This is a genomic window from Rhizobacter sp. P3_B12, from assembly GCF_056402895.1.
This window is the reverse complement of sequence record NZ_JBFUGN010000055.1, coordinates 1-14,932: the sequence shown is the minus strand read 5'-3', so window position 1 is coordinate 14,932 and position 14,932 is coordinate 1. Positions and strand designations below refer to the sequence as shown.

At 68.0% G+C, this 14,932-nt stretch carries 11 protein-coding genes and 2 pseudogenes; 6 read left to right on the top strand and 7 right to left on the bottom strand.

What is annotated here, in order from left to right:
• The 3 genes and pseudogenes from AC1D01_RS05500 to AC1D01_RS05490 form a co-directional block, all read left to right on the top strand.
• A pseudogene (locus AC1D01_RS05500) lies at nt 1-647 on the top strand (hypothetical protein); the annotation flags it as partial.
• A 63-nt stretch (nt 648-710) separates the two neighbouring features.
• Nucleotides 711-2,255 carry a methyl-accepting chemotaxis protein gene (locus AC1D01_RS05495; protein ID WP_477865066.1) on the top strand — a complete coding sequence of 515 codons (1,545 nt, stop codon included), beginning with the start codon at nt 711-713 and terminating at the stop codon, nt 2,253-2,255.
• A gap of 77 nt (nt 2,256-2,332) precedes the next feature.
• Entirely contained in the window at nt 2,333-3,238 is a 906-nt protein-coding gene (locus tag AC1D01_RS05490) for a hypothetical protein (protein ID WP_477865065.1), read from the top strand.
• A gap of 16 nt (nt 3,239-3,254) precedes the next feature.
• On the opposite strand, the gene AC1D01_RS05485 is transcribed toward AC1D01_RS05490, so the two are convergent.
• Genes AC1D01_RS05485 through AC1D01_RS05455 form a run of 7 tightly spaced genes read right to left on the bottom strand, consistent with a single transcriptional unit; the run spans nt 3,255 to nt 9,761 of the window.
• Nucleotides 3,255-4,208 (bottom strand): class I SAM-dependent methyltransferase, encoded by a 954-nt coding sequence (locus AC1D01_RS05485; protein WP_477865064.1) that lies wholly within the window; start codon nt 4,206-4,208, stop codon nt 3,255-3,257.
• A 31-nt stretch (nt 4,209-4,239) separates the two neighbouring features.
• A complete protein-coding gene (locus tag AC1D01_RS05480; RefSeq protein ID WP_477865063.1) occupies nt 4,240-4,893 on the bottom strand; it encodes an acyltransferase in 654 nt (217 codons plus the stop codon).
• A gap of 22 nt (nt 4,894-4,915) precedes the next feature.
• On the bottom strand, nt 4,916-5,872 hold the full coding sequence (locus tag AC1D01_RS05475) for a glycosyltransferase family A protein (protein WP_477865062.1): 957 nt from the start codon (nt 5,870-5,872) through the stop codon (nt 4,916-4,918).
• A gap of 3 nt (nt 5,873-5,875) precedes the next feature.
• Entirely contained in the window at nt 5,876-6,991 is a 1,116-nt protein-coding gene (locus AC1D01_RS05470) for a DegT/DnrJ/EryC1/StrS family aminotransferase (RefSeq protein ID WP_477865061.1), read from the bottom strand.
• A 1-nt stretch (nt 6,992) separates the two neighbouring features.
• Nucleotides 6,993-7,553, bottom strand: coding sequence for a GNAT family N-acetyltransferase (locus AC1D01_RS05465; protein ID WP_477865060.1), 561 nt, complete (start codon nt 7,551-7,553; stop codon nt 6,993-6,995).
• Nucleotides 7,550-8,389 carry a WxcM-like domain-containing protein gene (locus tag AC1D01_RS05460; RefSeq protein ID WP_477865059.1) on the bottom strand — a complete coding sequence of 280 codons (840 nt, stop codon included), beginning with the start codon at nt 8,387-8,389 and terminating at the stop codon, nt 7,550-7,552. The genes AC1D01_RS05465 and AC1D01_RS05460 overlap by 4 nt, the downstream gene beginning before the upstream one ends.
• A gap of 28 nt (nt 8,390-8,417) precedes the next feature.
• Complete coding sequence (locus AC1D01_RS05455) at nt 8,418-9,761, bottom strand: TolC family protein (protein ID WP_477865058.1); 1,344 nt, start codon at nt 9,759-9,761, stop codon at nt 8,418-8,420.
• Nucleotides 9,762-9,964: 203 nt separating this feature from the next.
• Here AC1D01_RS05455 and AC1D01_RS05450 point away from each other — a divergent pair, with 203 nt between their 5' ends.
• From AC1D01_RS05450 to AC1D01_RS05440, 3 genes and pseudogenes are all read left to right on the top strand, one after another.
• Nucleotides 9,965-11,830 (top strand): calcium-binding protein, encoded by a 1,866-nt coding sequence (locus tag AC1D01_RS05450; RefSeq protein ID WP_477865057.1) that lies wholly within the window; start codon nt 9,965-9,967, stop codon nt 11,828-11,830.
• Nucleotides 11,721-13,970 carry a type I secretion system permease/ATPase gene (locus AC1D01_RS05445; RefSeq protein ID WP_477865056.1) on the top strand — a complete coding sequence of 750 codons (2,250 nt, stop codon included), beginning with the start codon at nt 11,721-11,723 and terminating at the stop codon, nt 13,968-13,970. Before AC1D01_RS05450 ends, AC1D01_RS05445 begins: the two co-directional genes overlap by 110 nt.
• Before the next feature lie 23 nt (nt 13,971-13,993).
• Nucleotides 13,994-14,932: pseudogene (locus AC1D01_RS05440) on the top strand (hemolysin secretion protein D); the annotation flags it as partial.

Genomic DNA, 14,932 nt, shown 5'->3' with positions numbered 1-14,932 from the left:
GCATCCACACGACGGCGGCGAGCCAGGGCGTGAGCTTCGATATCGCGGCCACCGGCAGCACGGCGCGCAGCGGCTGGATCGCCGAGGGCTCGGCGCTGCTGGCGATCGACCGCAACCACGATGGCGTGATCAACGACGGCAGCGAGCTGTTCGGCATCGGCTCGCGGCTGGCCGACGGCACGCGTGCGGCCAACGGCTACGCGGCGCTGGCGCAGCTGGACGGCAACCACGATGGGGTGATCAGCGCTGCGGATTCGCAGTTCAAGGACCTGCGCGTGTGGGTGGATGCCAACCACGACGGCAAGACCGATGCGGGAGAGCTGAAATCGCTGGCGGATGCGGGCATCGTGTCGCTGGACCTGCACGCGGTGACCGGCACGCAGGTGGACCATGGGAACCTGTTGGGGCTGGTGTCGAGCGTGGCGATGAGCGATGGCTCGCAGCATCAGATGGCGGATGTGTGGTTCGCCAAGGAGAAGAGCGCCGCGCCAACGGTGCAGCTGAGCGAGCTGTTGGCGGCGCCGGCCGGTGAGTTGCTGGCGCATGACGCCGCACCGCCGTCGACGGTGGTTGCCGCTGCGGCTCTCAGCGCGGAGCAGCACCGGCTGCTGGTCGAGGATACGCAGCGCCACGGGCCGCTGATTTAAATCCGCCGCGGGTCGCCCCGCAGGTCTATGCTTGGCGGGCCCCAGCAGCACGGAGCGCGCGCCATGAAGCTGAATCTGAAACTTCCCCTGGCCTTCGGATTCACGCTTGCCCTGCTGCTGCTCGCGGCGCTGTTCGGCATCCACCAGCTCGACCGGTCGCTCACCGCCTACGACACCATCGTGCAGACCCACGTCGCGCACGAGCGGGCCGCGGCCGACCTGGAAAGCCGCTTCAAGACCCAGGTGCAGGAGTGGAAGAACACGCTGCTGCGCGGCAAGGATCCGCAGCAGCTCGAACGCTACTGGGGCGCGTTCCAGAAGGAAGAGAAGTCGGTGGCCGACGGCGCGGCGCGGCTGCGCGACACCTTGCCGGACGGCGAGACCCGCACGCGGGTCGAGCGCTTCCTGCAGGCGCATGCCCGCATGGGTGAAGGCTACCGGCAGGGTTACGCCGCCTTCACCGCGGCGGGCTTCGACCCGGCTGCAGGTGACAACGGCGTGAAGGGCATGGACCGCGAGCCGGTGAAGCTGCTGGGCGACGCGGCGCAGCGCATTGCCGCGGAGAGCGCCGACATCGCAGCGCGCGCGTCGGCCGACGGCCGGCGGGCGATCCGGCTGAGCCTGGCGGTGATGTTCGGCGTGACGCTGCTGGGCGTGATCGTCGGCATCGGCGTAAGCCGGATGATCGTGCGCCCGCTGAACCAGGCGGTGGAGGTGGCCCAGGCGGTGGCCGGCGGCGACCTGACGCTGGCCGTGCGTCCGCGCGGCCGCGACGAGACCGCGATGCTGCTGACGGCCCTGGCCGAGATGCAGCAGCAGCTGACCCGGCTGGTGCGCGGCGTGCGTGCGAATGCCGAGGGCGTGGCGACCGCCAGCACCGAGATCGCGCAAGGCAACAACGACCTGAGCCTGCGCACCGAGCAGCAGGCCGCGGCCTTGCAGCAGACGGCGTCGTCGATGGACGAGCTGGGCGCGGCGGTGCGGCAGAACGCCGACAACGCGGCGCAGGCCAGCCAGCTGGCTGCCGGCGCGAGCGGCGTGGCACAGCGCGGCGGCGACGTGGTGACCCACGTCGTGCAGACGATGAAAGGCATCCACGACAGCTCGAACCAGATCGCCGAGATCGTCGGCGTGATCGATGGCATCGCGTTCCAGACCAACATCCTGGCCTTGAATGCCGCAGTGGAGGCGGCGCGCGCCGGCGAGCAGGGCCGCGGCTTCGCGGTGGTGGCCGRCGAGGTGCGTGCGCTCGCGCAGCGCAGCGCGGCGGCCGCGAAGGAGATCACCGCGTTGATCGGCACCAGCGTCGAGCGCGTGGCCCGGGGCAGCACGCTGGCCGACCAGGCCGGCTCGACGATGGGCGAGGTGGTGGCGGCCATCCGCCGCGTGACGGACCTGGTCAGCGAGATCAGCGTGGCGACCAGCGAGCAAAGCACCGGTGTCTCGCAGGTCGGCACCGCGATCGCGCAGATGGATCAGGCGACGCAGCAGAACGCTGCGCTGGTGGAGGAAAGCGCGGCGGCGGCGGAGAGCCTCAAGCTGCAGGCGCAAAGGCTGGTGGAGGCGGTGGCGGTGTTTCGGTTGGCGGAAGTGAGCGAGCTTGGATAGCGTTCGCATGCGAGCGATCGGTCCAATCCGAACAGGATCAACCGACTCAAGCTGGCTACTGATGGAACCTTCCCGGAATGGGCGCCACCCAGTGGACGCTGGATGTTCAGCGATCCATTGAAGGATTCCATATGTTCGAAAAAATCAAATTCAAAAAGGTGAGAGAGAGCTTCGAAAAAATTACAAGCCCCAGGGCCAACAAGAGTGAGAAAGCAGAGAAGTTCAAGAAGAACAAGGAGCAGGCGAATAAAACCATCGATTCCATGGAAAATGGATCATCCAGCGCCGCCGACATCGATGGCATCATGAAATCGTTCGGCCACCCTCCAACGAGTTATCATCTTACGAAGGCATATCACATCAAGGTCAGGGCCGTAGAAAACAGCGCCTTCGCTGGAAAAGAAATCGCGGCGGGAGGATTGAACAGAGATTTCAACATAGCGAAGCGCGAATTGGAGGCCAGAGCGACCGCCGCCGATAATCAGCGAATCAACTACGAGATAACAGGGGACGAGGCACTGCGCGAATTTGGGTGGCCAACCTCAATCGAAGCACTCGATGCGATACACAAGGGCATGCAGGAGAATCTCAACACCAGACACAAAGACAGCATCCCCTACTTCAACGAGGCCTACCGCGCAGCAAAAAAGGCACTCGACGATGCCGAATCGGCGGAGACCGAATTTGACGATACGAAATCTTCTCCACCGCAGAATTCGAGCAGTATCGACAATGCACTACAGATTTTGGGTCTGGACACTAGCGACTTCCGGAAGAAAGAGTATGCCAAGCAGGTAAGCAACATCAAGATCACGCTGAGAGTCTGGTCCCTTGCCCTGCATCCAGACAAGAATGCTGGTGTCGAGAAGTTCGATTTTCCTGAAAACAATCCGCTTGCCAGATTCAATGGCATGACACCCACCGATGCCATCAAGCAAGTCAACAAGGCACGCGAAGGTCTCGCCAAATTCATCCAAGGCTGATTCAGCGCCCGGATAGTCAATACATATCCGCCAACCGCAACGTATGCGCATTCCTCGAATCATCCACCGCCCTCACCACATGCCGCTCGTCGGCGATGGTCTGGAACAGGTCGATGCCCTTCGGGGCCTTGCCGCCCGCATCCTGGTCGCCACGGTACGAGATGCTTGAACGGGGCTGCCCGTTCATCATCTCGCCGTTGCACAGCGACAGGAACTCCCATGACGCCATCCGCGCCCCGGCGGCCCACGCGTCGCCGTCCTGGATGTCGGCATCCTCCACCGCCCGGCACATCACCGACATGTAGCCGCTGTCCACCCCCGGCGCGAAGTTCGCCGGGTTCACGTCCGAATGCGGGCAGTAGTAGCAGTCGATCGGCACCATCTTGAAGAAGCGGATCAGCGATTCCAGCATCGGCACCGAGTGGTACCAGAAGGTGTTGGTCTCGCGCTGCAGGTTGCCGCGGTGGTTGTATTCCAGCGTGTGGCCCTCGCGGCGCATCACGTTGGTCGAGACGATCATCAGCCCGTTCTTCTTCAGCAGCGGCCGGATCCCCGCCAGCACGTGCATCGGCGAGAACACGTGGTACAGCACGCCCGACAGGTTGATGAAGTCGAAGCCGCCCTCGTCCTTCAGCTTCACGCTCAGGTCGTACAGCAGCCCGATCTGCCTGAAGTCGAAGTTCGCGCCGTAGATCGTCTTGATCGCGTTCATCTTCTTCTCGCAGTGCGGCAGCGCATCGGTCGCCAGCACGCGCTTCGCACCCTGGCGCGTCATCAGCGTCGGGATCAGGCCCTCCATGCTGCCGATGTCCAGGCAGTCCATGCCCTGCAGGTTCGCGTTGCGCAACAGCATGCGCGGCATCATCGGCACGCGCGGCATGTGCGTGCCCTTCGTGATCAGCCCCGGCGCCAGCTCGACGTTGTAGTACCACCAGTCGTTGGCCACCGATGCGATGAGTTCGTCGTGCATGTTCTCGTCTCCTGGTTGTTCACGTGCTTGGTCAAACGGTGTTCTGGACCTGCCCCACGATCACCGCCGGGTTGCCGGCGATCACCGACAGCGGCGGTGCATCGAACTTCGGCGGCACCACCGCGCCGGCCGCGATCACGCTGCCGCGCCCGATGCGGCAGCCTTTCAGCAGCGTCACGCGGCTGCCGATGAAGACCTCGTCCTCGATCACCACCGGCCGCGGCTGCTGGTCCGGCAGGTGCCGCTGGCCGAGCGCCAGCTGGTGCGCGTTGGAGTCCATCACCTGGAACTCCGAGCCGATCAGGCAGCGCCGGCCGATGTGGATGGCCGCGCCCTCGGACACGATCACCGCGCGGTTGTTGATCGTCGTGCCCTCGCCGATCTCGATCAGCGATTGCGGCGTGCGCGCCTCGATGTAGCTGCAGCCGTAGCTGCCCGGCGAACGCGGCACGCCGAACACCACGGTGGGTGCCAGGCGGATGCGGCCGGTGCCCTTGAACACCGTCGGCGTCATCAGGTTGACCGTGCGCGCGGCCGACGGCTGGTCCGGCGCCTGCAGCACCTCGACGATCGCCTTGTCGGACACATGGAAGAAGTAGTGCACCAGCAGCGCACGCACCCAGCTCTCGAGCTCGAACGGGTTGCTCTTCGAGATCCAGGCCTTGTAGCGGTCGAGCTTCAGCATCGCGGCGTGCTCGGCGGCGTACTCAGAAGCCGTGCGTCGCGAGGAAGTCGTTCCACGCGGCGATGAAGCGCTCCTCGGCGCCGCCCGCCCCCGCCGCCAGCTCGGGCAGCAGCGCGCAGAACGGCTGCATGTCGGGCTGGCTGCCATAGCGCAGGTTCAGCGCCGGCTGGATGATGCGGCAGCACTGCTGCAGCAGCTCGGGGCTCAGGCGGCCGGTGCGGTGCCCGCCGACGGCCAGCGCGACGAACCCCAGGTGCGCGCCCTTCATGAACGGGCTGTTCACGTTCGACGAGTTCTGCCCCGCGCTGATGCGGAAGTAGCCGAGGTGATCCTGGATGTGGCACAGCGGTCGGCGGATGCTGGCCGCGACGAAGGCGCCCAGGTCCCACAGCCCGGCGTACGACACGTCGCCCAGGGCCGGCTTGAGCAGCAGGTCGGCGCAATCGGCGCGGAAGATCGCGTTCGAGAACTCGCCGAAGTAGTTCTTGCACTCGGCCACCGTGCTCATGAACATCACGTCGTCGTTCAGCGCGATCATGCGGCTCGCGTTGTGCGCAATCGCCGCCGGCACCGGCTGGCCGGTCATCGGCTGCCCGGCCTCGTTGGCCACCCAGCGGCGGCTCACCGAGCACGAGAAATCGGCCGAGTTGTGCGCCACCAGGTGGCGCTCGTAGAACTCGGGGTACATCACGTCGTCGTCGAGCATGATGTGCAGCAGCTCGGAACGCCCGTTCCACAGCCGCACCAGGTGCTTCAGGTTCTCGTAGGCACCGTTGCGCGGCCCTTCGTGGAATTCGATGTTCAGCCCCGCGCGCAGCTGCGTGAAGGTCTCGGAATGGAAGACCTCGCGAAACTCGCCGTGCGGGCTGTCGTCGGAAATGATCACCTGCTGCGACGGCCGCGTCTGGTAGCGCAGCGAGTGCAGCAGGTCGTGGATGTAGCGCGTCTTGTAGGCCGGGATGACGGTGGTGATGTTCATGGATCAGCCCAGCGCCTCGAGTGCCTCGAGTGCATTCCGCACCGCGCCGATCACCTCTTCGGTCTGCTCGCCGGTCTGCGTCGGGCCGATCGGCAGGCTCAGCACCTGCGCATGCATCGCCTCCGAGATCGGCAGCGCGCCGGCCTGCAGGCCGAGCGAGGCATAGGCCGGCTGCAGGTGCGGCGCGACCGGGTAGTGGATGACGGTGCCGATGCCGGCATCGGCCAGCCGCTTCGCCAGCGCATCGCGCTGGCGGTGCCGCACGACGAACAGGTGCCAGGCCGGTTCGGCCCAGCTCGGCACCTGCGGCAGCACCAGCTCGAAGCCGGCAAAAGCCTGCAGGTAGCGCTGTGCGATGGCCGCACGGTGYCGGTTGTCGGCCTCCAGCTTCGGCAGCTTCACGCGCAGCAGCGCGGCCTGCAGCTCGTCGAGCCGGGAGTTCCAGCCGATCACCTCGTTGTGGTACTTGACCTTCGAGCCGTAGTTGCGCAGTTCGCGCAACCGCGCGGCCACGCCTTCGTCGTGCGTCGTGACGGCGCCGCCGTCGCCGAGCGCGCCGAGGTTCTTGCCGGGGTAGAAGCTCCAGGCCACCGCATCGCCGTGGGCGCCCAGGCGCTCGCCCTTGTAGCGCGCGGCATGCGCCTGTGCGCCGTCCTCGACGACCTTCAGGCCGCGGCGGCGGGCGATCTCGAGGATGGGTGCCATGTCGGCCGGCTGGCCATACAGGTGCACCGGCATGATGGCCCTGGTGCGCGGCGTGATGGCGGCCTCGATGCGCGCCGGATCGATGTTGTGCGTGCGGTCGTCGGGCTCCACCGGCACCGGCGTCGCGCCGACGTGCGTCACGGCCAGCCAGGTCGCGATGTAGGTGTTCGACGGCACGATCACCTCGTCGCCGGCGCCGACGTCCAGCGCACGCAGCGCCAGGCTCAGCGCATCCAGCCCGTTGGCAACGCCCACGCAGTGCGCCGCGCCGCAGTAGGCCGCGTACTCCTGCTCGAAGCGCTTCAGCTCGTCGCCCATGATGTACCAGCCCGAATCGAGCACGCGCTCGAAGGCGGCCACCAGCTCGGCACGCTGCTGCAGCTGCACGGACTTCAGGTCGAGGAAGGGAACCATGTCAGATGCTCACCTTGAGAGGGTCGGGCAGGAAACGGGCATAGCGCTTCATCGCCTCACGGATCGCCGCATTCGCCAGCGTGTACTCGATCTCGACATCGTCCTGCGAGACCCGCTGGGCGCCGAAACGCTCGTGGAAGGCGCAGACGCGCTCATTCGCGAGGTTGACCTGAAAGTGCGCATTCGTAAAGCCCAGGGTATCGAGGGCATACGCGTAAACCATCAGCGCCGACTCGATCGCGGCCGACGACGGGGCGGCGTCCGACAGGATCCAGCTGCCCCAGCAGAAGCTGTCGCCTTGCGCGTCATAGAGTCGCACCGTGCCGAGCTTCTCGCCGGCCAGGCTCTCGATGACGAAGTAGGCCTCGCCGTCGCGCTGCGCGTAGCCGGCCAGCCAGGCCTGCTGGTCGGCCAGCGCGCCCGAGGTGCGCGACAGGTGGCGCGACTTCAGCTCGTCGGTGCGCAGCCCGAGGATGAACTCGGCGTCGTCGACCGCTGCGTCCCGGAAGACCAGCGTCTTGCCCTGCACGCGCCTGGCCTTGCCCAGCCGCGGCGCGGTCATTTCGCGGCAACCAGGTCGGTGAAGACGCCGTAGTCGCGGATGTAGTCCGCCGCGTCGTAGTAGTCGGAGGCGAACACCATCAGCATCGCATCCGGCGAGTACTTGTACTGGATGCCCCAGGTCATCGGCGGAAGGTACAGCCCGCGCTGCGGCGAGTCCAGCACCACCTCGACGCGGCGCGTGCCGTCGTCGGCCACCACCGCGCAGCTGCCCTTCAGGCAGATCAGGAACTGGTGGCAGCGGTGGTGGGCATGCTCGCCGCGGATCTCGCGGCTGGGCACGCCGAACACCATGAAGTAGCGCAGCGGCTTGAACGGCACATGGCGGTCGAACTCGCCGACCGTCAGGTCGCCGCGCAGGTCGCGGATCACCGGGAAGTGGTGCACCGTGACGCCCTGCACCGGCGTGGTCTCGATCTTGAAGCCGTTGGCCGCGCTCGGCAGGTGCACCGCGCTGGCCGGGCCCTTGTCGGTGTCGACGTAGCCGACGATGGCGGCCGGGTTGCCCTCGACGATGGCGCCCGGCGGCACCGAGCGCGTGACGACCGAGCCGGGGCGCACGACCGCCTTGGCGGCGATCGTCAGGCCACCGTAGATGGTGGAGTTGGCGCCGATCCAGGCCTGGCGGCGCACCGTGGTGCCGACCGGCTCATGGCCTTCGGCCTCGACGAACACGACGTTGGCGCCGATGTGGCAGCCGGCGTCGATCGTCACGCCGCGGCAGATGTGGGCGCCGCTCTTGACGACGCAGTCGCCGTGCACGTGGGCCTCGGCGTCGATGAAGGCCTGCGGGTGCAGCGCGAGCGGCGCCAGCAGGCTGGTGTCGTTGGTTCCCATGGTGTCGTCGTCCCGGATCAGAGGAAGTTCATTGCAGCCAGGCGCCGATGCCCAGGCCCAGCGAGCGCAGCAGCGCGTTCGCCTGCTCGCCGTCGTACAGCGCATTCACGTAGGCGACGCGCAGGCCGTAGTGGTCGCCCTCGGCGGCCATCACGTCGAACAGCGAGCGCCGGCCGAGCTGCTGCCATTGCTGCAGCGTGAAGTTGCGCACCCGGTCGCTGTCGCGCAGCACGCTGATGACGCGCTGCGCGCGGTCGAAGGCCGACGTGGCCTGCTCGTGCACTTCGGCCATGCGGAATTTGCGGGCTTCGAGGGCGTCGGCCCGTTGCAGTCGGGCGGCCTCGGCGCGCTTGCGGGCAGCCAGCGTCGAGTAGTCGTTGCTCGCGTTGTAGAGCGGGATGTTGAAGCTGACGCCGGCCGACCAGTTGGTGCCGTCGCCGGCGCCCTTGGCCTTGCTGCCGCCCACGGTCCAGTTGACCTGCGGCTTCTGCCCGGCCACCACGGCGTTGGCATAGCTGTCGGCGGCGGCGGCCTGCTGGTCGAGCTGGGCGATCTCGGCGGCGCGTTCGGCCTGCGCCTGCAGCTCGGGCAGCGCCGGCACGTCGAGCAGCACCGACGACAAACCCTCGGTGCCCGGCAGGCCGTCGCCGACGAAGCGGCGCAGCTTGACCTCGATCTGGCGCACCATCGACAGCGTCTGCACCTGCTGCAGGTCGGCCTGCTGCTGGTTCTTCTGCGCCTGCACCAGCTCGCTGGTGCGGCCCTTGTCGGCGCGCACGATGGTTTCCAGCGCCTCGACCAGGCAGCTCATCTTGCGCGAGTACTGCTGGTAGACCTGGGCCTGCATGCGGTAGCGGCTGCGGTCCATGGCCAGCGACACCGTCGTCAGCGCGACCTGTTCCTCGGCGCTGATCTGGCCCAAGCGGGCCGCCTCGGCCAGGTGGGTGCGCCAGTCTGTCAGTTGGGTGATGCGGCCGCCGTCGAACAGCGGTGCGCTGACGCTCAGGCCGACACGGGCCTGGTTGCCGCTGACACTGTCGGTGTTCGGGCCAGAGCTGCCGACCCGGCCGAGCGTGCCGCTCAGGCCGGCCTGCGGACGGCGCGACATGCGGGTTTCGTCGACATCGGCGGCGGCGGCTTCGGCCAGCAGCTTGGCGGCGCCGATGGCCTGGCTGCGCCGCAGCGCCTCCTGCACCATCGCCTGCAGCGTGGCGCGCGGGCCGCCGGCATCGCCCGCCAGCGGCTTGGCGCCGTAGCTGACCCCGGGTTCCATGCCTTCGTCATCGATGCAGCGGGCAACCGCAGGCAGCGCGACGGCGGTGGCCACCAGCACGCCGGCGAGGCGCAAGGTGAAGGACGGGTGGACGGTCATGGGAACTGGCTCCTGGGGACGAGGCCACATGGCTTGCGGCACCCTGCCAGTACACCCCGCGCACGCCCGGTGCGATGGCCGGAAAATGACCCGGTTTCGACGCCAGTTCCCGCTCCGAAGGGGCGCTTTGCACCGTAGACGTGCCCTCGCCCCCTTGCCTACCCTTGCCGACTTCGACATTTCGGCAACCGGAGCACCCTCGCATGGCAACCAAGACAGGCACCTTGGCCGCGGACACTCTCGCAGGCACCACCAGTGGCGATACCCTTCTCGGCCTCGGCGGCAACGACACCCTCACCGGCGGYACCGGCAACGACGTCCTCGACGGCGGCCTTGGCAGCGACACCTACAACTTCGCCGCGGGCGACGGCCAGGACATCATCGCCTCCACCGAAGACGCCACTTCCGGCAAGACCGACACGCTGGCGTTCACGAACCTGGCGTCGAGCAGGGTCCAGTTCTCTCGCTCCGGCACCTCGCTGATCGCCTCCGTCACCGGCTCCACCGACTCCATCGCGGTCAACGACTTCTTCCGCGACGACAACCCGCTCAACAGCTACAACCCGCTGCAGTCGGTCAAGTTCACCGACAAGACCCTGGACATCAACGACATCCTTGCGGCGGTCTACAAGGGCACCACCGGCAACGACATCCTGGTCGGCACCGTCCGCAGCGACACGATCACCAGCGGCGCCGGCAACGACACCATCACCGGAGGCAAGGGCAACGACACCATCACCGGCGGCCTCGGCGGCGACATCTACAACTTCGCCAAGGGCGACGGCCAGGACACCATCGCCTCCACCTACGACACCACGGCCGGCAAGAGCGACAAGCTGGTGTTCACCAACCTGGCGCCGGACAAGGTCCAGTTCTCGCGCTCCGGCAACTCGCTGATCGCCTCCATCATCGGCAGCACGACGGACGCCGTCACGGTGAAGGACTTCTTCTACAACGACAACCCGCTCAACGGCTACAACCCGCTGCAGTCCGTCCAGTTCATCGACGAGACGCTGAAAATCAACGAAACGCTGAGCATCGACAAGATTCTCGAAAAGCTCTACAGCGGCACCGACGGCAACGACACCCTGGTCGGCACCCTCCGCGACGACACCATCACCGGCGGCMAGGGCAACGACACCATCACCGGCGGCCTCGGCAGCGACACCTACCAGTTCGCGAAGGGCGACGGCCTGGACACCATCGCCTCCACCTACGACACCACCGCCGGCAAGGCCGACAAGCTGGTGTTCACCGACCTGAAGACGAGCGAAGTCCAGCTGACACGCTCCGGCAACTCGCTGATCGCCTCCGTCATCGGCAGCACGACGGACGCCATCACGGTGAAGGACTTCTTCTACGGCAACGACCCCCTCAACGGCTACAACCCGCTGCAGTCCGTCAGGTTCTCCGACACACCTCCGGACGAGAGCCCGGGCATCGACRSGATCCTCGCGGMGGTCTACAARGGMACCRMCGGCAACGASACCCTGGTCGGCACCCTCCGCGACGACACCATCACCGGTGGCCTGGGCAACGACACCATCACYGGCGGYCTCGGCAAYGACACCTACSWGTTCKCCAAGGGCGAYGRCCWGGACACCCTCCTCTCCACCTACGACTCCGCCGCCGGCAGGGACAACAAGCTGTCCTWCACCAACGTCGGGCACGACGGTGTGACGCTCACCAGATCGGGCGCCTCGCTGGTCATCTCGGTCAACGACACCACGGACACCATCACCGTGAAAGACTTCCTGTACGGCGGCAGCACGACCAACGCCTACAACCCGCTGCAGAAGATCATCTTCAGCGATGACAGCGAGATGGATCTCGCCGCGATCGTGGCCGCGATATCGACCACGGCCACCGCCACCGTCGTCAGCGCCGGCAGCAGCCGCGAGACCGCGCTGAGCGTCACCACCTCCGCGGCACCGGCCGCCGTGACGCAGTCCGCGGTCGATGGACTGGTCAGCGCGATGGCGGCATTCGCGCCACCGGCCTCGACCGACACCCTGCCGATGTCCGTGGCCGGCAGCAGCACGCCGCTCGTGCTGGCTGCGTGGAACTGAGATCGAAGCCCTGACGCACCCGGCGGCACCCGCCGGCCGCGCGGTCGACACCGGGCTCGCCAGCCTGGTGATGATGGCGCGGCTGCATGGCGTGGCGGCCGACCCCGAGCAACTGGCCCACGAGCTGGCCGCGCGGGGGCGGCCGTGGTCGACGCAGGACATCCTGCTGGCGGCCAAGCAGCTGCAGCTGCAGGCCAGGTCGGTTCGCAGCAGCATCGACCGGTTGCCGCGCCTGGCCCTGCCCGTCATGGCGCGATCAGCGTCCGGCTTCTTCATCATCGCCCGCATCGACGGCGACCAGGTGCTGGTCCATGACCCGGCGCTCGGCCGCCCGGAACTGCTCAGCCACGAGGCGCTGCGCGCGCGCTGGTCCGGCGAACTGATCCTGTTCGCGTCGCGGGCCTCGGCCGGCCGCGAATGGGGCAGGTTCGACTTCACCTGGTTCATCCCGTCGGTCGTGCGGCACCGCCGGCTGCTCGGCGAGGTGCTGCTGGTGAGCCTCGCGCTGCAGCTGTTCGCGCTGGTCACGCCGCTGTTCTTCCAGGTGGTGATGGACAAGGTGCTGGTGCACCGCGGCTTCACGACGCTCGACGTGATCGCGATCGGCCTGGGCACCGTGATGGTCTTCGAGGTCGTGCTGACGGCCTTGCGCAGCCACGTGTTCGCGCACACCACGAGCCGCATCGACGTCGAGCTCGGCGCGCGGCTGTTCCGCCACCTGCTGGCGCTGCCGCTCGCGTACTTCCAGGCGCGGCGCGTCGGCGACACGGTGGCGCGCGTGCGCGAGCTCGAGAACATCCGCAGCTTCCTGACCGGCAACGCGCTCACCGTCGTGCTCGACCTGCTGTTCTCGGTCGTCTTCATCGCGGTGATGCTGTGCTACAGCGGCTGGCTGACGCTGATCGTGCTGGCCTCGCTGCCGTGCTACCTGCTGCTGTCGCTGGCCCTCACGCCGCTGTTGCGTGCACGCCTGAACGACAAGTTCAACCGCGGTGCCGAGAACCAGGCCTTCCTGGTCGAGACGGTGCACGGCATCGACACCGTCAAGTCGCTGGCCGTGGAGCCGCAATGGACGCGCCGCTGGGACCAGCAGCTCGCCAGCTACGCGTCGGCGGGCCTGCGCACCACCACGATCGCGAGCCTCGCGCAGGGTGGCGTCTCGATGGTGTCGAAGCTGGTCACGCTCGCGACGCTGTACTTCGGCGCGCGGCTGGTGATCGACGGCCGCATGAGCGTCGGCCAGCTGGTGGTGTTCAACATGCTGGCCGGCCAGGTCGCGCAGCCGGTGATGCGCCTGGCGCAGCTGTGGACCGATTTCCAGCAGACCGGCGTGTCGATGCAGCGCCTCGCCGACATCCTCGACACCCACACCGAGAGCAGCGGCGCGCGCGGCAGCCTGCCGCGCGTGAGCGGCCGCATCACCTTCGACGACGTGCAGTTCCGCTACCGCCCCGACCGCGCGCCGGCGATCCACGGCCTGTCGATCGACATCGCGGCCGGCGAGGTGATCGGCATCGTCGGCCGCTCCGGCTCGGGCAAGAGCACGCTCGCGAAGCTGCTGCAGCGGCTGTACGTCCCCGAACGCGGGCGCGTGCTGATCGACGGCATCGACCTGTCGACCCTCGAATCGAGTTCGCTGCGCCGGCAGATCGGCGTCGTGCTGCAGGACAACATGCTGTTCAACCGCAGCATCCGCGAGAACATCGCGCTGGCCGATGCCGGCACGCCGCTGGAGGCGGTGATCCAGGCCGCGACGCTCGCCGGCGCGCACGAGTTCATCACCGCGCTGCCGGAGGGCTACGACACGCTGGTCGGCGAGCACGGCTCGACGCTGTCGGGCGGGCAGCGCCAGCGGCTGGCGATCGCGCGCGCGCTGATGGGCAACCCGCGCATCCTGGTCTTCGACGAGGCGACCAGCGCGCTGGACGTCGAATCCGAGCGCATCGTGCACGACAACATGAAGGCGATCTGCCACGGCCGCACGGTGATCGTCATCGCGCACCGCTTGTCGGCGGTGCGCGATGCCCACCGCATCGTCGTGATGGATGAGGGCCGCATCGTCGAGGCCGGCCCGCATGCCGAGCTGCTGCGGCGCGAGGCCGGGCACTACGCGCGGCTGCACCGCCTGCAGCACGGATGAAGCGCCCGCATGAAGGAGTGCCGATGACGAGGGTTCCGCTCGCCCTGATCGCGTTCGGCGATTTGCTGGGTCGCTACGGCCGCGCACTGCGCCTGGCCTGGAAAGCCCGCGCCGAGCTGGCGCCGCCACGCCGCCTGCCGCACGAGCTGCAGTTCCTGCCGGCCGCGCAGTCGCTGCAGGAGACGCCGCTGTCGCCGGCGCCGCATGTGGCGATCGGACTGCTGCTCGGCTTCGCGGCGCTCGCGCTGCTGTGGGCGGTGTTCGGCCGGCTCGACATCGTCGCGGTGGCGCCTGGCCGGGTGGTGCCGGCCGAGGGCAGCAAGACCGTGCAGCCGCTGGAGGCCGGCACGGTGCGTGYGATCCGCGTGGCCGAGGGGCAGATGGTGCGCGCGGGCGACGTGCTGATCGAGCTGGACCCGACCGTCACGCAGGCCGACCTGCAGCGCAGCGAAGGCGAGCTGGCGGCGGCCCGATTGCAGATCGCGCGCGGGCAGGCCTTGCTCGATGCGGTGGCTGGCGGGCACGACGCGCCGCTACGGCGCCCCGCGTCGGTCAGTGACGGCGACTTCGACGAGGCCCGCCGCATGCTGGCCGGCCAGGTCGGCGAGCACCTCGCCCGCCTGGCCCGGCTCGACGCCGAGAGGGGGCAGCGCGAGGCGAGCCGCCAGTCGACGCTCGAAGCGGTTCGCAAGCTGGAGCAGACCGTGCCGCTCGCACGCCAGCGCGCGGCCGACCTGAAGGACCTGGCCGACCGGAACTTCGTGTCGCGGCACGGCTACCTCGAGCGCGAGCAGGCGCGCATCGAACAGGAGGCCGACCTGGCGACGATGCGCAGCCGCCTGAACGAGACGGACGCCGGCCTGCTGCAGTCGCGCCGCCAGCGCGACCAGTTGGTGGCCGAGGCACGGCGCGGCGCGCTGGACGGCATCACCACCGCGCAGCAGCGCGTGGCGGCGCTGGAG

Coding starts and splice junctions, on each gene's coding strand:
- AC1D01_RS05490 (WP_477865065.1), top strand. CDS start 2,333: ATGGGCGCCACCCAGTGGACGCTGGATGTTCAGCGATCCATTGAAGGA.
- AC1D01_RS05485 (WP_477865064.1), bottom strand. CDS start 4,208: ATGCACGACGAACTCATCGCATCGGTGGCCAACGACTGGTGGTACTAC.
- AC1D01_RS05480 (WP_477865063.1), bottom strand. CDS start 4,893: ATGCTGAAGCTCGACCGCTACAAGGCCTGGATCTCGAAGAGCAACCCG.
- AC1D01_RS05475 (WP_477865062.1), bottom strand. CDS start 5,872: ATGAACATCACCACCGTCATCCCGGCCTACAAGACGCGCTACATCCAC.
- AC1D01_RS05465 (WP_477865060.1), bottom strand. CDS start 7,553: ATGACCGCGCCGCGGCTGGGCAAGGCCAGGCGCGTGCAGGGCAAGACG.
- AC1D01_RS05460 (WP_477865059.1), bottom strand. CDS start 8,389: ATGGGAACCAACGACACCAGCCTGCTGGCGCCGCTCGCGCTGCACCCG.
- AC1D01_RS05455 (WP_477865058.1), bottom strand. CDS start 9,761: ATGACCGTCCACCCGTCCTTCACCTTGCGCCTCGCCGGCGTGCTGGTG.
- AC1D01_RS05445 (WP_477865056.1), top strand. CDS start 11,721: ATGGACTGGTCAGCGCGATGGCGGCATTCGCGCCACCGGCCTCGACCG.